Origin of the sequence: Psychrobacter proteolyticus (genome assembly GCF_039762275.1) — a bacterium.
Lineage (GTDB): Bacteria > Pseudomonadota > Gammaproteobacteria > Pseudomonadales > Moraxellaceae > Psychrobacter > Psychrobacter proteolyticus_C.
The window spans coordinates 20,375-43,289 of sequence record NZ_JBDLOB010000010.1 but is presented as its reverse complement, the minus strand read 5'-3'; the positions used below and the strand labels follow the sequence as shown (position 1 = coordinate 43,289).

General features: G+C 44.0%; 20 protein-coding genes. 7 read left to right on the top strand and 13 right to left on the bottom strand.

What is annotated here, in order from left to right; genetic code table 11:
• The first annotated feature begins 279 nt into the window (after window positions 1-279).
• On the top strand, window positions 280-933 hold the full coding sequence (gene rdgB, locus ABFV72_RS12780) for an RdgB/HAM1 family non-canonical purine NTP pyrophosphatase (protein WP_347164050.1): 654 nt from the start codon (window positions 280-282) through the stop codon (window positions 931-933).
• A 534-nt stretch (window positions 934-1,467) separates the two neighbouring features.
• Entirely contained in the window at window positions 1,468-2,811 is a 1,344-nt protein-coding gene (gene tig, locus ABFV72_RS12775; RefSeq protein WP_201549268.1) for a trigger factor, read from the top strand.
• A gap of 183 nt (window positions 2,812-2,994) precedes the next feature.
• Here the strand turns inward: tig and ABFV72_RS12770 are convergent, their stop codons facing one another.
• The 7 genes from ABFV72_RS12770 to ABFV72_RS12740 all read right to left on the bottom strand — a co-directional run bounded on the left by ABFV72_RS12770 (window position 2,995) and on the right by ABFV72_RS12740 (window position 9,825).
• Complete coding sequence (locus ABFV72_RS12770) at window positions 2,995-3,747, bottom strand: HupE/UreJ family protein (RefSeq protein ID WP_347164048.1); 753 nt, start codon at window positions 3,745-3,747, stop codon at window positions 2,995-2,997.
• Window positions 3,748-3,797: 50 nt separating this feature from the next.
• A complete protein-coding gene (ureG, locus tag ABFV72_RS12765) occupies window positions 3,798-4,487 on the bottom strand; it encodes an urease accessory protein UreG (RefSeq protein ID WP_347164046.1) in 690 nt (229 codons plus the stop codon).
• A gap of 57 nt (window positions 4,488-4,544) precedes the next feature.
• On the bottom strand, window positions 4,545-5,339 hold the full coding sequence (locus tag ABFV72_RS12760; protein ID WP_347164045.1) for an urease accessory protein UreF: 795 nt from the start codon (window positions 5,337-5,339) through the stop codon (window positions 4,545-4,547).
• Entirely contained in the window at window positions 5,329-5,967 is a 639-nt protein-coding gene (ureE, locus tag ABFV72_RS12755) for an urease accessory protein UreE (protein WP_347164044.1), read from the bottom strand. Before ureE ends, ABFV72_RS12760 begins: the two co-directional genes overlap by 11 nt.
• 162 nt (window positions 5,968-6,129) lie before the next feature.
• Window positions 6,130-8,319 carry an urease subunit alpha gene (gene ureC / locus ABFV72_RS12750; protein ID WP_347164042.1) on the bottom strand — a complete coding sequence of 730 codons (2,190 nt, stop codon included), beginning with the start codon at window positions 8,317-8,319 and terminating at the stop codon, window positions 6,130-6,132.
• A 56-nt stretch (window positions 8,320-8,375) separates the two neighbouring features.
• On the bottom strand, window positions 8,376-8,678 hold the full coding sequence (ureA, locus tag ABFV72_RS12745; protein WP_057761815.1) for an urease subunit gamma: 303 nt from the start codon (window positions 8,676-8,678) through the stop codon (window positions 8,376-8,378).
• Between the two features lie 118 nt (window positions 8,679-8,796).
• A complete protein-coding gene (locus tag ABFV72_RS12740; protein ID WP_347164040.1) occupies window positions 8,797-9,825 on the bottom strand; it encodes an urease accessory protein UreD in 1,029 nt (342 codons plus the stop codon).
• Between the two features lie 922 nt (window positions 9,826-10,747).
• Here ABFV72_RS12740 and clpP point away from each other — a divergent pair.
• From clpP to ABFV72_RS12725, 3 genes are all read left to right on the top strand, one after another.
• Entirely contained in the window at window positions 10,748-11,374 is a 627-nt protein-coding gene (gene clpP / locus ABFV72_RS12735) for an ATP-dependent Clp endopeptidase proteolytic subunit ClpP (RefSeq protein WP_197411852.1), read from the top strand.
• A 187-nt stretch (window positions 11,375-11,561) separates the two neighbouring features.
• The gene (gene clpX, locus ABFV72_RS12730; protein ID WP_057761822.1) at window positions 11,562-12,836 is read left to right on the top strand and encodes an ATP-dependent protease ATP-binding subunit ClpX; all 1,275 of its coding nucleotides are present in this window, start codon (window positions 11,562-11,564) and stop codon (window positions 12,834-12,836) included.
• Between the two features lie 328 nt (window positions 12,837-13,164).
• On the top strand, window positions 13,165-14,151 hold the full coding sequence (locus ABFV72_RS12725; protein WP_347164039.1) for an SDR family NAD(P)-dependent oxidoreductase: 987 nt from the start codon (window positions 13,165-13,167) through the stop codon (window positions 14,149-14,151).
• Window positions 14,152-14,311: 160 nt separating this feature from the next.
• Here ABFV72_RS12725 and ABFV72_RS12720 read toward each other — a convergent pair whose 3' ends face one another.
• From ABFV72_RS12720 to argS, 3 genes are all read right to left on the bottom strand, one after another.
• Entirely contained in the window at window positions 14,312-15,406 is a 1,095-nt protein-coding gene (locus ABFV72_RS12720) for a PTS transporter subunit IIC (protein ID WP_347164038.1), read from the bottom strand.
• Window positions 15,407-15,531: 125 nt separating this feature from the next.
• Window positions 15,532-16,335, bottom strand: coding sequence for an SPOR domain-containing protein (locus ABFV72_RS12715; protein ID WP_347164037.1), 804 nt, complete (start codon window positions 16,333-16,335; stop codon window positions 15,532-15,534).
• A gap of 87 nt (window positions 16,336-16,422) precedes the next feature.
• Window positions 16,423-18,252 carry an arginine--tRNA ligase gene (argS, locus tag ABFV72_RS12710; RefSeq protein ID WP_347164036.1) on the bottom strand — a complete coding sequence of 610 codons (1,830 nt, stop codon included), beginning with the start codon at window positions 18,250-18,252 and terminating at the stop codon, window positions 16,423-16,425.
• 378 nt (window positions 18,253-18,630) lie between these two features.
• Here argS and ABFV72_RS12705 point away from each other — a divergent pair, with 378 nt between their 5' ends.
• Window positions 18,631-18,849, top strand: coding sequence for a DUF2788 domain-containing protein (locus ABFV72_RS12705; protein WP_057761830.1), 219 nt, complete (start codon window positions 18,631-18,633; stop codon window positions 18,847-18,849).
• Between the two features lie 166 nt (window positions 18,850-19,015).
• Here the strand turns inward: ABFV72_RS12705 and ABFV72_RS12700 are convergent, their stop codons facing one another.
• From ABFV72_RS12700 to cmoA, 3 genes are read right to left on the bottom strand one after another with little or no spacing between them, the layout of a single operon-like run.
• A complete protein-coding gene (locus ABFV72_RS12700; protein ID WP_347164034.1) occupies window positions 19,016-20,143 on the bottom strand; it encodes a DUF1176 domain-containing protein in 1,128 nt (375 codons plus the stop codon).
• A gap of 34 nt (window positions 20,144-20,177) precedes the next feature.
• The gene (gene cmoB / locus ABFV72_RS12695; protein ID WP_347164032.1) at window positions 20,178-21,224 is read right to left on the bottom strand and encodes a tRNA 5-methoxyuridine(34)/uridine 5-oxyacetic acid(34) synthase CmoB; all 1,047 of its coding nucleotides are present in this window, start codon (window positions 21,222-21,224) and stop codon (window positions 20,178-20,180) included.
• 50 nt (window positions 21,225-21,274) lie between these two features.
• A complete protein-coding gene (cmoA, locus tag ABFV72_RS12690) occupies window positions 21,275-22,072 on the bottom strand; it encodes a carboxy-S-adenosyl-L-methionine synthase CmoA (protein WP_347164031.1) in 798 nt (265 codons plus the stop codon).
• A gap of 245 nt (window positions 22,073-22,317) precedes the next feature.
• On the opposite strand from cmoA, the gene msrA reads away from it, so the two are divergent.
• A complete protein-coding gene (gene msrA / locus ABFV72_RS12685; RefSeq protein WP_347164030.1) occupies window positions 22,318-22,839 on the top strand; it encodes a peptide-methionine (S)-S-oxide reductase MsrA in 522 nt (173 codons plus the stop codon).
• The last annotated feature ends 76 nt before the right edge of the window (window positions 22,840-22,915 follow it).

Genomic DNA, 22,915 nt, shown 5'->3' with positions numbered 1-22,915 from the left:
TTAATATTCACAAGCTATAAGATATAATTCATTGTAGCTTGGTATCTATTATAGCAATAGTGACCAATAATATCAGTTACCAAATGTTATAGCCCGTACAATCTGTATAGCGATTGGTTATTTATTACGCGGTAACTGCATTCACTCTAAACTCATGCGTTATCATTGTTAGTATAACTGCTTCAATCGACAAATAATTTACCGATTAACGCTACAGAAGGTAAATAAAACCTACTCGAACAACAGCTTTTCATCATCTTTATATTACGGAATAACTCTATGAGCACCACTGATACCTCGTTAACTGCTACCCATCCGACAACAGCTAACCAATGGGTACTGGCTAGCAACAATAAAGGCAAATTGGCTGAGTTTAAACGGCTATTTGCCGAAGCGAATTTGGACGTGATGATTGTCCCGCAAGGTCAGCTCGATATCGACGATGCGATAGAAGATGGGTTGAGCTTTGTCGAAAATGCCATTATCAAAGCGCGCCATGCCAGCCGTATCAGCGGACTGCCTGCTATTGCTGATGACTCAGGACTCTGTGTACCTATATTAGGTAACGCACCCGGCATCTACTCGGCGCGCTATGCTGGCGAGCACGGTAACGATAGTAAAAACAACGCCAAGCTCATCGCTGACTTGCAGCCTATTCGCGCAGCAGAGCCGGATACTCCTATTAAAGGGTTGTTCGTTTGCGTACTGGCAATGGTACGTCATGCCGATGACCCGCTACCGATTATCGCTCAAGGATTATGGCATGGTGAAATTTTGGATACGCTGCATGGTGACGGCGGTTTTGGCTATGATCCATTGTTTTGGTTACCTGAGTTGCAAGCTAGCGCGGCCAGTCTGAGCGCTGCGGATAAAAACAGCATCAGTCATCGTGGTCAGGCGATTCAGCAGTTATTGGCACAGCTGGCTTTATAAGTACCTTATAGCTGTTCTATTTATAACTATCTACAAGTGCACTTGATACTCATAATACGTTTACAACCTTATCGCTGTTTTTTATCCGTTATCTTATTTATTGATTATGAACATGGTCAAATCTTTATATAAAATTAAGCCATACAAGAGCAAGCAACATAAGGAAACATGCCATCAAAGAGATAATTTTTACTTTAATAAACAGATAGATTATACTGTTCTACTTTTAAAATTTTGTTGAAATCCGTTATTTGGCTGTATAATTCACCAAAAAGCGTTATTATGCGGTGCATTAACGGTTTATTATCGATATTTGATAGCATGGACAACCTCAGAAGGTTCACCTTTTAGTATCAGCGGCGATTGCTACTGGCACTGAATTTGACGTTGTGCGCTATCACTATCCCCTATTTATTTCAACGACAGCCCGTCGTACATGCCCGTAATTTGAGGCGCGGTCTGTCTATTACAATTTAACCCTAAGTACTATTTCATTAATCAAACGTACTACTTAATCCTAAAGGTGTAATTAACATGGCTACAGATTTACAAGTCACAACCAACAAGCTATCTAATAAAGAAACCCAGCTAACGGTTAAAGTGCCCGTTGAAAAAATTCAAAACAAAGTTGAAGGCCGTATTCGCCAAGTTGCGAAAACTGCCAAGATTGACGGTTTCCGTAAAGGTAACGTCCCTATGTCACACATCCGCTCTCAGTACGGTGCTGGCATTCAACAAGAAGTTATCAACGATGTCATCCGTGATACTGTATTTGAAGCGATCAAATCTGAAGACATCCGCGCTGTTGGCATGCCTAACATCGACGACGTAAAACTTGAAGACGATTTCTTGGTATATCAAGCCACTGTTGAAATCTTCCCAGAAGTTGACGTACAAGGTATTGATGAGATCGAAGTTGAGCGTCACACTGCACAAGTCAGTGAAGAAGACGTTGACACCATGATCGAAAACCTACAAAAGCAACGTGAAGAATTCGTTGAGAAAAAGGGCATGGCTGCGAAAGACAACCAAGTGACTTTTGACTTTGAAGGCTCTATCGACGGCGAAAAATTCGAAGGCGGCTCTGCTGAAGACTTTAAACTAGTTATCGGTAGCAACCAAATGATTCCAGGTTTTGAAGCTGGTATCAAAGGCATGAAAGCTGGCGAAGAAAAAGTAATTGACGTAACTTTCCCAGAAGATTACCAAGCTGAGAACCTAGCTGGTAAAGAAGCTCAGTTCAAAATCAACGTAAAATTGGTTGAAAAGTCTAAGCTACCTGAAATTGATGATGCGTTCCTAGAGCTATTCGGCGTGAAAGAAGGCGGCGTTGAGAAGTTGAAAGAAGACGTACGCAAAAACATGGAACGCGAAATCAAAAACGCTGCGCGTAGCCAAGTTAAGCAAGCGACTTTTGACGCATTGCTAGAAAAGAACGAGTTTGACGTACCAAACGCGATGCTAGAGCAAGAAATCGAGCGTCAACGCAACATGATGATGCAACGTTTCTCTCAGCAGTTCGGTGCCAATGCTGATAGCTTCGATAAAGACATGCTGCCAAATGAGCTATTTGAAGAGCAAGCGCTACGTGCTGCCCGTCTTGGCATCATCGTTGCCCGTGTTATCGATACTAAAGGCTTAGAAGTAGATCAAGAGCGTGTTGAAACCTTCATCAAAGAAGCCGCTGAAAACTACGAAGATCCAGCAGAAGTTATCGAGTACTACACCAATGACAAGCAGCAGCGCGCTAACATTGAGTCTGTTGTACTAGAAGACCAAGTAGTAGATTACTTGATCGCTCAAGGTAAAGTAACTGACAAAGAAGTTAGCTACCAAGACTTGCTAGCGGCTCAGCAACAACAGCAGCAAGCAATGTAATTGATACGACAAGCTGTCTTTTTAGATATGCTGTAGTCAGTTATCAAAACTAAAATGCGCCCCCGACCTTTTGATCGGGGGCGCATTTTTTATGGCGTTCGTTAACTAGATAAAATCAGTCACAACTATCAACTTTACAAACATCGAATCTATAAACATCGTACTCGTACTATAAAGCGCGCCTTACACCAAAACAGGCGCAAATACGGCGCTCAATCCTAGCAACACTAGCCCGCGCTGTAACCATAAGCTATCACTAAAGCGTTGCTGCAACTGCTGACTAACCAGCGTACCAACTGCATATAGTGCTAGCATCGTGACCATCATCCCTGCATAAAATCCCAGCTGACCACTCACGCCAGCATTTGCTGGTACTTCCAGCGCATGTGCCATGCCATGAAAGACAGCCAAACCACCAAAACCAAACAATGACACCTGCTGAATGCTTGGCGTGCGTGCTGTATGAGTCTGCGCAGAGAATGCTTCTTGTCTGCTTTTCTGGCTCATCAAGACCATAGCCAATACAACCACCGACAGTGATATCGCCACTTCAATCAGCCCAGATGATGCAGCAAATGCGATACCGCCAATCAGCACGCCAGCCGTGCCCAATATCGCACCTAATGACAACCCTGCCGTCAATGACATCATGCCTAAGCGCTGCTTTTGTAGACCATAAAACAACATGCCCATGCCTACTGCCAAAAACAGATGATCAAGGCCAGTGACTGGATGCATCAGTCCTGCTTGCAACGTACCTAAAAACGACGGTGCTTGCGTGGTAGTGGAGTGAATATGACCTGAATGCGCCTGCGCCAATGACGGCAGCATTAGCGATGTCATCATCACAGCCGAACCAGACACGATATGACGAGCTGAGAGCACTTGTGAGAAGCGAGAGTTTTCGATATGAAGACCTTTTGTATACTGTGTCATGCGGGTTTTCCTTATTCTTTATATTTTAATGGTAAAAGCTCATCTGCTCTTTAGGCAAGCATGCCATGTTCTTTAATAAAGGCGATAATCTCATTTAACCCATCGCCTGTTTTCATATTGCTAAATACAAAAGGTTTGTCGCCACGCATTTTTTTGGCATCGCGTTCCATCACTTCCAGCGAAGCACCAACCATTGGTGCAAGGTCGGTCTTATTGATAATCAACAAATCAGACTTGGTGATGCCAGGGCCACCTTTACGAGGTATCTTATCGCCTGCAGAGACATCGATGACGTACAAGGTCAAATCAGACAACTCTGGGCTAAATGTCGCGGCTAGATTGTCGCCACCTGACTCAATAATAATCAACTCCAAACCTTCAAAAGTCGCTTGTAGTTCAGCAATCGCAGTCAGATTAATAGAAGCATCTTCGCGGATAGCTGTATGCGGACAGCCGCCCGTCTCTACACCGCGGATACGCTCAGCAGGCATGGCATCATTGCGGGTTAAAAACTCTGAATCTTCTTTGGTATAGATGTCATTGGTCACCACTGCCATATTGACCGTATCACGCAGGTTTTGGCATAGTCTTAATGTCAAAGCAGTTTTACCACTACCAACTGGCCCGCCAATTCCAAGGCGTAAACACGATAAGGCAGAAGATGGTTTCTGGCTGTCGCTATCAGTCTGCACGTCTGATGCAGCGTGAGAGTTTTTTGATTTGAGCGGAGTTAGAGACATATTAATTTCCTAAAACAGTTTATATATTAATAAGTATAAATAGAAATAAAGGTATAGTTATGAGCGGAACAACCGACTGTATTGCTCCTCGTGCATACTTGAGAGGATAGCCAAATTGGGCAAGTTATTAGAGATATTAAGCGATTCATAGAGGTCTTGGCATAGCTGCTGACAGTACGACTCTTCACTATTATCTAAAGTATTGGACGTATTTATCGATGTAATTAAAGCATCAAAGGCATGCTGCACATCGTCACTTAGAGCATCAACCTGAGCACCCAGATCGCTTTGCAATTGCCACAGGATACGCTGACCTGCCATTTGTCCTAGCGGTACTGTCTTCACAGCGGCGAGCACCATGTTCTCTAATTGCGCAAATCCATAGGTAGTCATTGACTGCGCTAATGGCAGCTGCCAATGCTGAGCAATATGAGCAAATAGCGGCAAAAAGCCATCTTCAGGTATCTCAGAAGGTATGCCAAGACTCAGCACTTCGTTGAGCCAAGACACCATTGCCTGTGCCAGCTGTTGCGACTCCAGTACAAACTCCTTACTCTCGAGACCAGCGTGATAATCGTGTGCTAGATTTGCCGCTAGCGCTTCATGACCTTGGCTGAGCGCGCACATTATTAGCCCTAATACGGGCAGCTCGTAGCCAATAACTGCAAGCGCTAGATAGTCCTGCATAAATGTAAGCGTACTGGCTTCATCAGATACAACTCCTGACTCAATCGCTGACTCCACACCTTGCGAATAGGTATAGCTACCAATCGGCAAATTGCTCGATGCCAGCATCAGTAGCTGTCCAAGTTGGGCAGATTGAGCAGGCTGAGCACTGGTATCAACCATCATTCGAACGACCTACAAGCGCATCATGATGACTATGGCTATGTCCGTGGCTGTGGCTTTCATCATGGCTATGGTCATGGCTTTCCTTATGACTATGAGAGTCACTATGCGAATGTGCATGGGAGTGAGAGTGGCCATGCGCATGCCCTTGGCCCGTTTGATAAGCACCGGTTTCAGGCTCAAATGGCACTGACGTAGACTCGATATGCAGACCAAGATTTTCTAACATTTGTGCCAGCACATGATCGTTTTCAAAATATAGCGCATAGCCTCCATCACCCTGATCAAAACTGTGGTCAAACATCAATGGCACATGACGATTGCCCAAATGATAAGCGCCTTTCATTAGTAGAAAGTCATTGTCAGCAGTCACCTTAGTCACGGCTTGCGGCTTGGCGATAACTTGCATCAACTCCCCTGATTCATTGATAAGGACATCATCGCCTTTCAATACGCCTGTACGAGGCAGGTCAACACCAACTGCCTCACCTGAGACAGTAATGGCTCTAAAGCGGGAATGCTGACGAGTATCAAAATCCAATAGCAGGTAATCGTCGGCTTTATACTGTTCTGCCAATTGTGTTTTTTGGACATCGCTAGGCGTACTTAGACGGGTATTAAATATTTTCATTATTATTCTCTGGCTGTTGTTGCTCAAACTATTGGTCAATAGTATTGATGGTAAAAATGTTGGGAATAAAGATACGATCTCACTCAAGAAACCAACTGTTCATTGGCATACAGGGTTTATGGCTCACTGTCCTAGAGACCCTATAAACGTGCATCATAAGCTCTAAAATAAAAAGTAACGCTGTGCCATGGGTAATACATCAGCTGGCTCACAGGTGAGTGTCTTACCATCAGCGCGTACTTCATAAGTCTCAGGGTTGATGTCCATATCTGGGCAGTAGCTGTTAAAGCGCATATCGCTTTTACGAATTTTACGGATGCCATGTACTGGCTGAATGACTTTGGTCAACCCGAGCTGTTTATCCACCTGTTTGTCGATCGCCGCTTGCGACATAAAGGTAATGCTGGTTTGGGCAACCGATTTTGGATATGTCGCAAACATAGGACGATAATGCACAGGCTGAGGAGTAGGAATAGAGGCATTAATATCGCCCATCGGTACCGCAGCAATGAGTCCACCTTTGATGATGCACTCAGGTTTTACCCCAAAAAACTTGGGCGACCATAGCACCATATCTGCCCATTTACCCACTTCGATTGAGCCGACCATATCGCTAATACCGTGAGTAATCGCAGGGTTTATTGTATATTTTGCGATATAGCGCTTGATACGGAAGTTGTCGTTGTCCGCGCTTTGGTCATAGTCTGTCAAAGTGATGTACTGTTGCTCATCTTCAATGTTCGCCGTTGCATCTGGCGCTAGATGGCCACGTTGAACTTTCATTTTGTGCGCGGTTTGCCAAGTACGAATTACTACTTCACCCACTCGCCCCATGGCTTGTGAGTCACTACTCATCATCGAGATAGCACCCAAATCATGCAAGATATCTTCTGCGGCGATGGTTTCCTGACGAATACGGCTTTCAGCAAAAGCCACATCTTCAGCAATAGCAGGACTCAGGTGATGACAAACCATTAGCATATCGAGATGCTCATCAATGGTATTGACGGTATAAGGGCGAGTTGGGTTGGTTGAGGATGGCAGCACATGCGATTCGCCAATAGCCTTTAGAATATCGGGCGCATGTCCACCACCTGCCCCTTCAGTATGAAAAGTATGGATACAGCGGTCTTTAAAAGCAGAGAGCGTACTTTCAAGATAGCCACTTTCATTTAAAGTATCGGTATGAATGGCCACTTGCACATCATAGTCGTCAGCGACACTCAAACAGTTATCAATAGCTTGCGGCGTTGTACCCCAATCTTCATGTAGCTTTAGCCCCACGGCACCTGCTTCGATTTGTTCAGCAATAGGTTCTGGTACACTCACATTACCTTTACCCAATAGCCCAATATTCATAGGAATACTATCGGTAGACTTTAGCATCGAGGCAATGTGATACGCCCCCGGTGTACAAGTAGTAGCGAGCGTTCCTTGAGCAGGCCCCGTGCCGCCGCCTAGCATCGTCGTAACCCCTGACATAAGCGCCGTCTCGCATTGCTGGGGCGCGATAAAGTGGATATGACTATCGACGCCACCTGCTGTCAGAATTTTGCCTTCACCAGAGATTATCTCGGTAGCTCCGCCAATAGGAATATCAATGGCAGGCTGGATATCAGGATTGCCCGCTTTGCCAATGGCACTGATACGACCATCTTTGATACCGATATCCGCTTTATAGATGCCTGTATAGTCAACGACTAATGCATTAGTAATAACTGTATCGGCAACTTCCGCGCCTAGTAGCTGCCCTTGGCCCATGCCATCACGGATGACTTTACCACCGCCAAATTTAACTTCTTCACCTTTGATTTCAATTGGCTTGCTACTGCTTTCACCACTTTGTGACGTACTCGCTTGATCAACAGCAGTATCTTTATGACTGGTTAAGTCTGCTTCAACCTGTAGCCAAAGCTCGGTATCGGCAAGACGGACTTTATCACCTGTTGTAGGGCCAAAATGCTCAGCATAAATACGACGACTGATTCGCTTCTGCGAAGTAGTAGCTGCCTTTTTATCAGTAGTGCTCTCTGATGCTTCGTCTGGATGAGCTGCGCCCATGACGCGCCCAGCAAAACCATATACATCTTGCTTGCCAGCGTATGCTACCAATTCGACTTCCCGCGATTGCCCAGGTTCAAAACGTACGGCAGTCCCAGAGATAATATTGAGACGAAAACCTCGAGTCTGCTCTCTGTCAAAACTCAAGGCATCATTGACTTCATAAAAGTGATAATGCGAGCCGATTTGGATAGGTCTATCGCCAGTATTGCTGACACTGATGGTCTGTACCTGTCGCCCTTGGTTTAAGATAACATCGCCATCTTGGATATGGTATTCACCTGCTTGCATGGTAGCCGCCTTATTTTATAGTGTGCATTTTAGTGCTATAACAATGGTATACAGCGTTACACGATGGGATTATGTACCGTGACCAGTTTGGTGCCATCAGGAAAAGTCGCCTCGATTTGCACTTCATCTACCATCTCTGCGACACCTTCCATGACATCATCAGCAGACAAATACGTAGCACCCTCACTCATCAGCTCGGCGACTCTTTTGCCATCTCGTGCGCCTTCCATCAGCAGCATACTGATATAAGCGATGGCTTCGGGATAGTTAAGCTTAACACCGCGATTTTTGCGACGCTCTGCTACCATACCAGCGGTAAATAGCATGAGTTTGTCTTTTTCTGTTGGGGTCAGGTGCATGATGATTCCTTGTTGTACTTATCATTATATTTATAGCAGATTAGAGGTTTTCAAAGCATTAAATATTGATTAAAAACAGTCGCAATATATCTTAATTTCATTATTCAAAGTGGCCGTATTAGGTGTCCCAAATACGTGGACGACAAGGCTCAAGTTGCCACCATTGATCTCGTAAGACTTCTCTCAGCTGATAAAACGCTTCAAAACAACCACGTACATCTGAGCCAATATAGCGGATATTGATCGCTTGGCAATTATGAGTGCAGTAGACAGGCAGGTGTGCTTGAGCAATTACTTGTCGTAATGCTGCTACGGTATTGTCTAGATAGCGAGTTAATGATTGCTTGATAGTTGCTTGGGCCGTTTCGGTCGATTGCGTAGTCTGTGACGCGGAGAGTGCAAGATTGTCATGGACATCACTTAAGCTTGGTACTGCCCAAAACGATCCATAAATATGCTGGTTCGCTAATCCTAAATTTGAGGTAAACCAGCGATTTTGCGCTGCCTGTGCCACTCGCTCAGCAACGATAACCTTACCTTCTCGATAAATATTCAATCCAGTATGATAACGCCCTTGCAAAAACTGCTCGTCGTAAGCTTGCCGCCCAAATACGCTAATCTCCCATGTCAGTAAGCTAGATGAATCCTTCAAATCGAAGCGGCTCACTGCATGCATATTGGCTTCGTTATAAATGATACTCTCTTGCGGTAGCCATTCTAAACGGGTATGTGCTGCGAGTTTGGCCTGTACGTGTTGGCTTGCATAGGCAGCTATTTCATTTTGACCCATACTTTGGTGAGTATCGTTGTCGCCCAACGGAGCTTTATGTTTTTGGCTGACACTATCTTTGCCGTACCACTTACCTGCCCCTGGTGTGGTGATAACAGAGTGGCTACCACTATCCAAACTTAGGTCTATGGACAGCGTATCGCCGCCTGCGATACCAGCTGGCGGGTACAACATCAGTATGTGACAAATACCCTGCTGTACGCTTGGCTCAGGATACAGAGCACGCTGTACCATCAAGGCACCTGTATGCCTACGATGATAAAGCCGCGTTTTTGAGTTATCAGCCGTACCCTCTTTGGCCGTACTTGTACTGCTAACAGTGTCAAAGCTTAATGCTAAAGAAGAGGCCCAGCTCATTTTATATACTCATTTACCAATTAAATATGTTTCAGTATTTTATGTGACAACTATCATTTGCTATCCGTTAAGACTGTATTACCAATCGTTAACTACAGTTCACTAGCGACAGCAATATCAGAATAATAACGGAGGGATATAGCCTACACTATTTATCGTGCCTAGCGCACCATGATAAATCAAAGCGTCAATGTTTTTATTGATACAAGCATTGTGCCAACCCTTGATAGCAGATAACCAAATAAGAAACCTTACCGACTCAAAACTTTGATTTGTCTGCGCTTTTTTTATTTAACTTACATGATAAAAATAACCGTATATTTCCAGCTATTTTCTAAACGTTTTTTAAGCTTCAGGCATTTATAAAATTAGCAGATATTTGCACCAAAACAGTACATTTTGTCCATAACAGTGCATTTTTTAGCGTTATTCTTAACGCAATATCCTCTGAGGACAGTAGATAAGCAAAAATACTAAACGCATAACTATTTGCAGGCTTAGTCAGTAAGATAGGTGGATTATAGGGCTATTAATCAGGTATTCTATGTTAAAAAGTCAGGTTAGACGTGATTTACGCTGTTTGTATCGATACAGACGCTGTCGATACAGATACTATCAATATCTGTACGACTTGATAATAGATAAGATAGTATTTATCTATTTCTAGACGTATTTTTAGTATAAGTTTCAATATAAGCAATGAGTCCTAGCAATATCGGAGAGTCACTTTTTCACCTATTTTATGCACAAACCCGTTTTATAGGCTTGAATAGTGAGCGCAGCCCCCTTATAAACAACCCATTAGTCAAAAACTACTAGACAATAAAACATTCAATCCATTTTTATTTTATACATTTATCGATAGGACTTTTCTATGACAGATTATGATCGCATCACTGCCAACCCGCATTTTGATATGCTAATGAGTGCACACAAAGAAGTACAGACCACACAAGCGGCTTTAGTACCTATGGTGGTTGAACAGTCCTCACGCGGTGAACGCTCGTTTGATATTTTTTCACGCCTATTACGTGAGCGCGTTATCTTTTTGACCGGTCAGGTCGAAGACAACATGGCTAACCTTATCGTCGCCCAGTTGCTATTCTTAGAAGCTGAAAACCCTGACAAAGATATCCATTTATATATCAATTCACCAGGTGGTTCAGTAAGCGCTGGCTTGGCTATTTTTGATACCATGAACTTCATCAAACCTGAAGTATCTACTATCTGTATGGGCGGTGCTTATAGCATGGGTTCATTCCTATTGGCTGCTGGTCAAAAAGGCAAGCGCTACTCACTTGCTAATGCTCGTGTCATGATTCATCAGCCTTCAGGCGGCGCGCAGGGTCAAGCAACCGATATCGAAATTAATGCTCGTGAAATCCTTAAAACTCGTGCACGTCTAAATAGTATCTTAGCTGAGCGTACTGGTCAGCCAGTAGAGAAAATTGAAAAAGACGTTGAGCGTGATTATTGGTTAGATGCACAAGAAGCCAAAGAGTATGGTTTGGTTGACGAAGTATTAGAGCGTCGCCCTGAGTCTTTGTAATCTAAGCATTAACGTGATGCCTCTTCATTGAGAGTGCAGTCATAAGACCTTTTATAGTTTATTTGCCGTACAGTAAACCGTTATCAATGTCATACCTGACCTATTGAAAGGTATGACCATTGAATGAATACGATAATCGACATACTACAAATAAACTAACCAGTTTTAAATTTTAGGAGCGCCTTTTATGGCAGAAGATAATACCCCGCAGTGTTCGTTTTGCGGTAAAGCCAAAAGCGATGTACAGCAACTGATTGCTGCTGACGATGCCAATATCTGTAATGAATGTATCGAGCTATGTACTGACTTAATCGCAGACAGCGCAGAGCACGGTGATGACGATAGCGAAGTAGACACTTCTTGGGTCAATAAAAAACTACCAACGCCAAAAGAGCTGCGCGCTAAGCTTGATGAATACGTCATCGGTCAGGACGCCGCCAAAAAAGCATTGGCTGTTGCCGTCTATAACCATTATAAACGCCTAAAAGTTAGCCAAACGCTAGCCAACGACAGCAAGAAAGCCAAGATCGGCGCTGACGATGCAATGGTAGAATTGGCTAAGAGTAATATCTTGCTAATCGGTCCAACTGGTTCTGGTAAGACGCTACTTGCGCAAACCTTGGCTCGTCTACTAGATGTACCTTTTGCGATGGCTGATGCCACAACCTTAACTGAAGCTGGTTATGTTGGTGAAGACGTTGAAAACATCGTACAAAAGCTCCTTCAAGCTTCTGACTATGATGTAGCCAAAGCTGAGCAAGGTATCATCTATATTGATGAAATCGATAAAATCAGTAAAAAAGGCGACAACCCATCTATCACCCGTGATGTATCAGGTGAAGGCGTACAGCAAGCGTTGCTAAAGCTAATCGAAGGTACGGTTGCTGCTATCCCGCCGCACGGTGGTCGCAAGCACCCGCAGCAAGAGCTGATCCAAGTTGATACTAGCAACATTCTAATTATCGTTGGTGGTGCATTTGCTGGACTTGATAAAGTCATTCAGCAACGTACTGAAAAAGGTGGTATCGGCTTTAACGCTGATGTCAGTTCAAAAGACGACAGCCGTCGCAGCTCAGACTTGCTACAAGAAGTCGAGCCAGAAGATTTGATCAAGTTTGGTCTGATTCCCGAGCTAATCGGTCGTCTGCCAGTACTTGCGGCACTGCAAGAGCTAGATGAAGCAGCCTTGGTACAAATCCTGACCGAACCTAAGAACGCACTGGTAAAACAGTACAAGTACTTGTTCGATATGGAAGGTGCTGAGATTAGCTTTACCCAAGAAGCCCTAGATGCCATCGCCAAAAAAGCAATGGAACGTAAGACAGGTGCTCGTGGTTTACGTTCTATCGTAGAGAACGCTCTGCTTGAGACCATGTATGAGCTACCTTCTATGGAAAATGCTAAAACTGTAATGGTTGATGCGGACGTTATCAATGAAGGTAAAGTGCCTAAAATTGCTTAATTTATAATTAATATAAATAGTCCGTTATCATTAACGGACTACTAAAGAGCGTCTGGCTAAATTAGCTCAGGCGCTTTTTTTATGCCTATTATTTAACCAATTTGTTTGTTAGATAGCTTGCCTATTAGATAACCTGCCTGTTGAAAATTGGCGACATTCATTATGTCTACCCCGAAATGACAGCAGCGTTTATCAATCGCTAGCAGACATCAGTATAAACCATGCTAATGTAGATAGACTGTTTTGACCTTTATACTTTATTTCTATATACCACTATATATAGCCCGTACGAATTCCATATGATTAATAAGACAAAGGATTGTTTATTATGCTCAACCATGTGACCGCTATGGCGACTTCATTGCGCCAACATCTACCGTTTTCTTCTAACCGTACCTCGTCAAATGACTCAGACGTTGCATCCTACTATCGCAACCATGTCGCTGCTATCACAGGCGCAGGTTCGGGTATGGGCCGTGAGCTGGCCATTCATTTAGCAAAAATGGGCTGTCATATTGCACTCTCAGATATCAATCCTGAACAGCTGGCAGCGACCAAACAGTTACTTGCCAATTATGATGTCAACGTCACTATGACCGTACTCGATGTATCAGACAATACAGCTGTGGAAGCATGGGCTGATAACGTAATGGCAGAGCATGGCAAAGTAAATTTCATCTTTAACAATGCAGGTGTTGCGCTCTACTCTACCGTCGAAGGCAGTAATATTAGTGAGCTTGAATGGGTAATGAATATTAATTTTTGGGGCGTGGTTTACGGCACTAAGGCGTTTTTGCCGTTAATCAAAAACAGCGTTAAACAAAGCCAGTTTGGCGAGCATGGTCATATCATCAATATCTCAAGTCTCTTTGGTCTGACTGCTCAGGCGTCGCAGTCTGCCTACAACTCTAGCAAATTTGCCGTACGTGGATTCACAGAGAGCTTACGCCAAGAGCTAAATATCCAGAACTGCGGGGTATCAGCGACTTGTATCCATCCGGGCGGTATCAAAACCAATATTGCCAACAGCGCGCGCGGTAATGAGAGCATCCATGATATTGGCATGAGTACCGGGCCCAAAGCCATCAGAAGTTTTAATAAGTTTTTAAAGTTCGATGCCAATGAAGCGGCTTGGATTATCCTACAGGCAGCAGCGACCAACCAACAGCGCTGCCTGATTGGTAACGATGCCAAGATGATTGATGCCATCCAACGTGTATTTCCCTCACATTATAGCCAAGTGCTGAACGACTTCCATCAACTGTCCCGCAAACTAAAACCACGTCGTCATAAGAAGCTAAAGACAGTTGAATAATATTTTCTAAGCATATTTTGCATCATGAGAAATTGATTCATTTATATATAAAAAGCCTAGCTTTAATCGTAGCTAGGCTTTTTGATAGTTGCCGTTATTGATTAAGGATAAGACTGAATTTTGAGATTGTTGATGATATTTCAGTTCAATACTTCAAAGATTAAGGCAATTTCATATCACCATCGACCAGCCAGCCCGTGCGGCGCATAATATAAGCAACTAACCCTGCAATCACCGCAGGCAATACAAACATCAATAGAATAATCGCTGTCCATAATTGTCCAGTGCTCATAATCTCTTGTGACGCCTCAATCACTCCAAACACACCGACCAGACCAGCGGTACCCATACCCGCACCTGTCGCCGTACAAGCTAATCCAAAACCAACAGTAGCGATAGGCCCAACGATAGCGCTAGCAATGACAGCAGGTAGCAGAACGATAGGCTTTTTGAGCACATTAGGGATTTGCAGCATACTGGTGCCCAAGCCTTGAGAGATGACGCCACTAACGCCATTGTCTTTAAAGCTTGCGACAGCAAAACCAACCATATGCGCGGCACAGCCTACCACTGCTGCCCCGCCCGCCAATCCACCAAGTCCAATGGCAATACAAATGGCTGCACTCGACGTTGGAAGAGTCAATAAAATACCAACCACTACAGCGATGACGATACCCATTAGCAGTGGCTGTAATTCAGTAGCGGCATGAATACCCTGGCCGATAGCTGCGACCCCTGCTACGATAGGCGGATTGAGCAGTGCGCAAACTAAGAGAGCAATACCGCATACAATTAAGGGCACCAATAAAATATCAAGCTTCGTCTTACCTGCGATCCAAGTACCAGAACGGTAAGCAAATACAGAAGTCAGATACGCACCGATTGGATTGCCCGGCAGTGCTACAAAAGTTGCGGGCCCACCCACTTGCGGCGTAAAGAGCGTACCTGCCATTAGTGCTTCAGAATGGGCACCAAGCATACCTGCCACAAGGCAGCTGAGCATCACTAGCGTTGGCGCTTTGAGATAGTAAGCGATACCTACCCCGATACCAGCACCCATCAATATCGAGGCAAGCTTTCCGACCGCGACCAATGCCGGCAAATCTAACCAGCCACCGATTTGCGAGATAATCAGACCTGCGATCAACGTGACAAATAGCCCTAAAGCCATACCAGTAAAAGCATCGATAAAGTATTTTTGAAAGAACGCTTTAATAATGCCTGCTTGCGGTGTTACTGAGTTAGATACGGTCATAACCATACTCTTAATGGACGTTTAATAGGGTAAAACAGCTAGAAAGCTTTTGATAAAATAAAGAGATAAAAAAAGCGTCATTACGACGCTCTTTTAATAAATACAATAACTGTAAACGACTGAATCTAGCGACGCTGCTCAACGATAATAGAGTCTATACCATTGTTCTGTAGGCGCTGCTGTGCCGTCGTTACTGCTTGACGGTTATTCAAAGGACGCGAGATGACTTGATAAATTGGCAAGCCATTACCCGTCGTGTTTTTGACCACGCGAGCATCGACACCCGCCATCAGTACTTGCGCACGGCGACGATCCGCTTCATCTGCATCACTAAAGCTATTGATCTGCAAGATGTAGGTCGCCGCAGGTTTGGCAGCTTGGATGCTCGCCGTCCCTGCTGCTGCATTATTATTGCGGGTTGTAGCGTTACTAGTAGCAGGCGGCGTACCATCATAGGTTGCATCTTCTTCAACGACAACGATATCCTCACTCGACCCAACATTATTAGCACCAGCAGGTTCGACAGTCACATTTTCCGAACCACCGAAACTGCCCGTTTCTATACTGCCTGCATCGCTATCTGGTTGAGTCACAACGACGTCTGGTTCAAACGCACCGATATCACCTATTTGATCATTATCAATGTCAGCGATATCTTCATCAGGGATAGTTGCCATCTCTTGATTAGGCAAGATATCATAGAACTCATAATCGCCATTGTCGGTATCAGTATCCACGCGTGGCTGTACTTGGCGATCAGGGTCGTTCTCAGCACTACCATCAGCGGGGCTGAAATTGAATAATGGTGAAAGGTAGATAAATACCCCGATCATAAGGGTCAATACGGCCCCAACAAACATCCACAATAAGCCTGATACGCTACTTGATTTGCGCTTTTCTGTCGCGCCTTTAGGTTTTTTGGCTAGCATGGATCTCGTTCTCCCTACTGGATTTAACTATCATCATCGAATTAATGCTATCAGCTGTCTATACTTACTTCACATATTAGAAAAGTACTACATGCTAGACGGTGCAGACAAGCCTAGCAGACTAAGCCCATTTGCCAATACCTGTCTAACGGCTTTTGACAAACGCAAACGTGCTTGCATTAAGTCTAACTCATCCTGACTTGGCGTTTCACCTGAAGTCAAGCTCATAGGCAAGATACGATTAGTGTCATACCAACCATGGAACAATGCCGCTAGCTCTTTTAGGTAGTTGGTCAAGACGTGCGGCTCGTAACCAGTCGCTGCACGAAGTAACGTCGCTGGATAGCCTGCTAACAGTTTAATCAGCTCATCTTCATTGGGCGCACTTAGCAAGTCCTGATGTGCCAAACCAATCGCATCATCTACGGTCAAATCGTAAGTTGCCAGTTTTTCTAACACGCGGCAAACGCGCGCATGAGCATACTGGATATAATACACTTGATTGTCTTTGCTTTGTGATTTAGCAAGTTTTAAATCAAAATCAACATGCACTTCAGGCTTACGCGCTACATAGTAGAATCGTGCAGCATCGTTACCGACTTCTGCACGTAGCTCACGCAAGGTCACAAACTGACCAGAACGCGAAGACATTTGTACTTTTTCACTACCGCGCCATAACGCGACAAACTGTACAAGCACTACATCTAGACGTTCTGCATCTATACCAAGAGCTAGTAGAGCGGCTTTTACGCGTGGGACATAACCATGGTGGTCTGCGCCCCAAACGTTAATGACTTTATCAAAACCGCGATCAAACTTGTTTTTATGATAAGCGATGTCAGAAGCAAAATACGTCGACTGACCATTGGCACGGCGTACCACACGGTCTTTTTCATCGCCAAAATCAGTCGATTTAAACCAGATGTTGCCGTCTTTTTCGTATAGATAGCCTTTGTCATCTAGTATCTGTAGGACAGGCTCAATCTCGCTATCGATAGATCTTTCGCTAAACCAGCATTCGTAGCTCACACCAAAGTCGTTTAAGTCGTCTTTGATATCCGCCAAAATACTGCTCAATGCTGCGTTTAAAAATAGCGCATAGCTGTCACCTAGCAAAGACTTACTATTGGCAATCAAGCCATCAATGTGCGCTTCTTTATCACCTGAGATGACGGTTTTTTCGCCATCAGCATTAATCTCAAACTTAGCATCTTCTGGCACATCCTTGGCAACGTCTGCAAAGCTATGTACGTAGCTATCGCCATGCTGTGTTTTTAGTGTTTGGGCGATATCACTGACATAATCACCTTGATAGGCGTTGACTGGGAAAGTTATCTCTTCACCATTTAGCTGTAGATAGCGCAAATATGTACTGGTGGCTAAGATGTCCATTTGGCGACCAGCGTCATTGACATAGTATTCACGCGTGACGTCGTAGCCGATGGCTTCTAGTAAGTTAGCGACACTCATGCCAAATGCAGCACCGCGACCGTGACCGACGTGCAGACTTGACGTTGGGTTAGCAGAAACGAATTCGACTTGGACTTTTTGACCGTCAAACTGATTACTCAAGCCAAAGCGATCTTGCAATGTGAAGATATCGTCCAATACAGAAAATTTAGCTTCCGAGTTTAAGAATACATTGATAAACCCTGGACCTGCGATTTCTACTTGGCGAATATCTTGATTGTCAGGCAGTGCGCTGACGATTTTTTCAGCAAGTTGACGCGGATTGGCTTTGGCTGCTTTCGCTGCCGTTAGTGCGATATTACTGGCAAAATCACCGTGACTTAAATCTTTAGTACGGGTAATTTGACTGTTGTTTTGCCAATCGCTTGGTAGCGTACCATCTGCTTGTAGGGTTTGAATTGCATCATTAAATAGCGATGCAAGCGTATCAATTTGGGCTTGTGACATAGGAATTTGAACTCAATTAAATAAACAACAAAAACGGTGCGAATGCGAGCAATCGATAACTGCTTATTATAATAGCGACCGACATTGTAGGGATAGAATAATGTAAAAAGATAAGTAACCTGTAAATATAACAATCTTTGCGCTTTATTGCACCATTTGCGCCAAAATTAGCACTAAAATCTTACCGTTATCGTGATTTGGGCTGACTAATATCAATGATGCAAAACTGATAAATAACTCATAACATGAATTGTAGCGTTACTGTTGCTCAATACTGGGCAGTCGTTTATACCTGACTGCTTCCACGTTATAATAATGGTTTGTACGGCTCTTCTAAAATATAGAAGACGCGTTACTACTCTATTATAGGATTACGCCATGTTTGCTATTGCCGCCAGTACTGTCACCAGTTGGGGACTGTACGTCTTGTTGCCGATATTCATCGCTTTCTTGTTTTTTATTATGTGGGATATCTCTAAAAAGTCTGATGCTGGGCGCGCTGGTACTTTTTGGATATTCTTAGCCTTAGGCGCAGGTTCTGTTGGTTTTATTCTTAAGATAGTCATGGAAGTTGCTTTCAAAAAATGGTTAATCTAATTGGCCATTTTCATCACTATCCTTTGATATCGCTTAGGATATGAGTAGCAAAACTAAAAATGTAATATATGGCTTATGACTGCTGCGCTTGATAAGGTGTCAGTCATTTAAATCAAGGCCTTTTAAATCAAGGCTTCTTAGATCAAAACCTTTTAAATAAAAGAAGCTACTGAGCCTTAGCATTATTCTCTATGACCTGACTCACATACGTTGGTAGGTCCCACGCTCCACCAGCAAAGCCTCGGCACATTCCCGTACTAGACTCTTCGCTTTTAGCAAACGTTTTACCATTCCATGTCCATGTAGTACGATTCCAGCAGTCACCAATGCCTCGATCTTTGTGAGTAGCGGAAATCTCACCATCAAAATAATCATTCCCTGCTGTCGTGATAAGCGTAGGCTTGCTAGGCTTTGCATTATCAATGAGCCAATAGCCATTACTAAAATTGTAAGCGCCTAGCCAGCAAGTATGCGTGGCTAACATATAACTATCATCAACCGGTATAAAGTCCCAACCAAGCAGCGTAGAGCCATACTCTGACATTCGCTGATATGTCTCAGTCTTTGGGTTAATCAGCTCACAATCGCCCATCACGTCCTTGGATCCTATAAGCTGCTCGGCATTAATATCGACCCAGTTATCAATATTTTTCTGAAAATACGCCAGCTTTGATGGAGCAAGTGTTTTGTTGTCTTTTGCTGAATACGCAAATGCTTTTTGAATAGTTGGTTTTGGCAAGGCTGCTTTAGGACGTTGACGATTTGGATTATTCTTACTGACCAATGCTATCGGCATCCCTACCCGACCTTGCACATCGTCTAGTTTAAGCAATACTGCTGACATGCCTTTATCGCTAATCTGCCAGTAGTTGTCGCCTGCTCTAATTTCTATCTTAGTCGCTATACGAGCATGATCAAGCAGTGCTTGGGTCTGCTTGGCTGACAAGTCGTATAGTAGACTGTCTTCTTTATTAGGTTGCAGCAGTCCGTATTTTTTGTTGTTCAGCCAAAGCTCAGCAGGCTTAAGCTCATCTAGCGGCACTTCTGATATAAACTGAATTTGCGCTTTTGGTAGAGCTACTTTTGGCAATGCTGTGAGCAATATTGAGGCAGGCTCATCTATTAGTGCTTCACTGGCGTAACCAGCCGCTCGACAAGTCCGCGTATTATCACAAACCACTTGCCAGTCGTCTTGTACAAAGCCCCAGCCTTCCGATACAGTTCCATAACCTGCTATAGCAGGTAGCGATAGCAAGCTGATGGTAGCTACAATAAAAGTCTTCAATATCTTCATAATGCTTTCCTTATGTTAGCTACCACCATCAATGCTATTTTTTGGCAATCAAAGTCGCACGCATGGGAGCAGGATATCCTTCGACGGTCTTAGTCGAATCATTAGGATCTAAGAAATCTGCTAACGAATGATAGGTCATCCATTCGGTTTGTCGTTGTTCCTCAGTCGAGGTAACTGCTACATCGACGCAGCGTACATCTGAAAATCCTGCTTTCTCTAACCAGCCAATTAATGCCGCCACCGATGGTAAGAAATAGACGTTATTCATCTGCGCGTAGCGGTTGTGCGGCACCAGTACAGTATTGGCATCACCTTTAATCACCAACGTCTCAAGTACCAGCTCACCACCTTTGACCAACTGTCCTTTCAGCTGTTGTAAATGCTCAAACGGTGACTGGCGATGGTACAGCACACCCATGCTAAATACGGTATCAAACAGCTGACTGTGCTCAGGTAACGCTTCAAGCGGTACAGGAATATAATGCGTCCGATAGCTACCTGTATCACTAGCGTCTGCAGCACCAACAAAGTGACGAATCGCCATAAATTGATGATAAAACAAACATGACGGATCAATAATAATAACGGTATCCGCGCCAGCCCCTGCCATGCGCCAGCCGTGATAGCCAGAGCCACCGCCCACATCCAATACGCGGCGACCGTCCAATCTACTTAAATGCGGCGCAACGCGTTTCCATTTCCAATCACTATGCCACTCGGTATCAATCTTAATACCTGACTCATCATCGCCGATTTGACCGCCAATCTGAAATGGCCCTTTACGCCACGGCATTAACTGCTTTAATAGTGCCGTTGTTTGTTTGCGCTGAGACTCATTTAGATCTGCCTCAATCGTCAATGTATCGCTGTTTAGATCGACATGATTGACAGCTAAGTTTGGCAAACGAGCGACTGACGCTTGGTAGGCAGGCGCATGCGCATAGTTAGCTTTGTCTTTTATATCACCTAGCCACATTGGTAATTGCTTAAGCCATTCATAAGCGCTCGGCTGCTGCTGTGCCAGCTCTAGTAGGGTTAGATATAATTCGCGTTCGGCGTTAATGATAGTGTCGTTGAGCATAAAAGCAGGTTACCGTATTGATTAAGAAATAACTGTGTTAAAGGTAAGGATTATTTAAACGCCACAATAGAGACAAAGTTCAAAAACTGAAACCACGTCAGATGACGTTTAAAGCCAACTTGATCAAGCCGCGCGTGATGCTCATCTAATGTGTCAGTAATTAGGACATTTTCCAATGCATTACGCTTGCCGCTAATCTCCATTTCGGTATAGCCATTCGCACGTTTAAAGTCATAATAACGCTCAACCAACCACGCATCATACTGCTCATCAAAGGCATGAGTTTTTTCAGTCAGTACCAATATGCCGCCTTCGCTCAATGCCGCATAAATCTTCTCTAATACTGCTACCCTATCTGCAGCTGGCAAAAACTGTAGCGTCAAGTTCAAGATCACCATGTCGCACGGCTCAAGCTCAATATCGCGGATATCTGCTGTGATCACTTCAATATCGTGCTCAGGATAATTCTCACTCAGTAGCGTGGTCGCCTCGGTCGTCATCGCTGGTGAGATATCAATTGCTTTAATCTGTAAGTCTTGCGGGTCGAATTCACCCGCTAGCGTCATACTGGCTGCGCCCAATGAACAGCCCAAGTCATAAACACGACTAACACGCTGACCACTATCGCTCTGCTGGCGATACTTGCAATGACGACGGGCAAATATGGGTAGCATAGCCAGTACCTGCCCATAACCAGGTACACTGCGACGAATCATATCAGGGAAACAAGCCACCACTTGCTCATCAAATGAAAAGCGTGCGGCCTTATCCAGTGGCGTGGTAAACGGTTTATCAAATAGGGTGTCATGTTTGATAGTAGGTTGGGATTGGCTCATGGGGCGACTCATTTTTTAGAATAGAACTGAAATTAAGAATTACTTAGTGGTTTTACTTGTCATTATCAGTTGATAAAGAAGTAAGATAGCAAAAGCCCATTATAACATTACTGTTTGTTACTTATCGCCTTTGGCTTGCCTGCTAAGCTGAATAAATAGTGCCAAGGGTAATGAGACGTTTTAAAGAAGCATTGAAAAATGAGAGCATCACTACCAAATATAGCGCTTAACCCATATTTATAATAATAGGAAAAATTATGCAAACGATCGTATTAGGTGGCGGCTGCTTCTGGTGCACCGAGTCTGTATTTTTATCGGTAAAAGGTGTGCAATCTGTCGTCTCAGGCTACATGGGCGGTGATGCTGTCTCTGCCAATTATGAAGATGTCTGTAGTGGTACGACTGGCCATGTCGAAGTCATCAAAGTAGAGTTTGACGAGTCTATCGTTCCGTTAGAGGTAATACTCGATGTCTTCTTTGCCACGCATGATCCCACCACGATGGATCGTCAAGGCAATGATGTTGGTAGTCAGTATCGTAGCGTGGTCTTTTATACCGAAGACAGTCAAAAACCGACTGTTGACCGCACTATTAACAAGTTACGTGATATGGGTGTCAATGTGGTGACGGAAGTACATCCTGCCGTTGAGTTCTATCAAGCAGAAGACTCACATCAAGATTTCTTCAACAGAAACCCAGGACAGGCTTATTGCAACTTTGCTATTCCACCAAAGCTTGCCAAACTGCGTAAAGAATTTAGCAAATATATGGTTAGTTAAATGATGGCTAGCTAAATTTATTCAAAAAATTTCTTAGCCTAATGTTAGATACCAGCCAAACACTTATACTATAGGT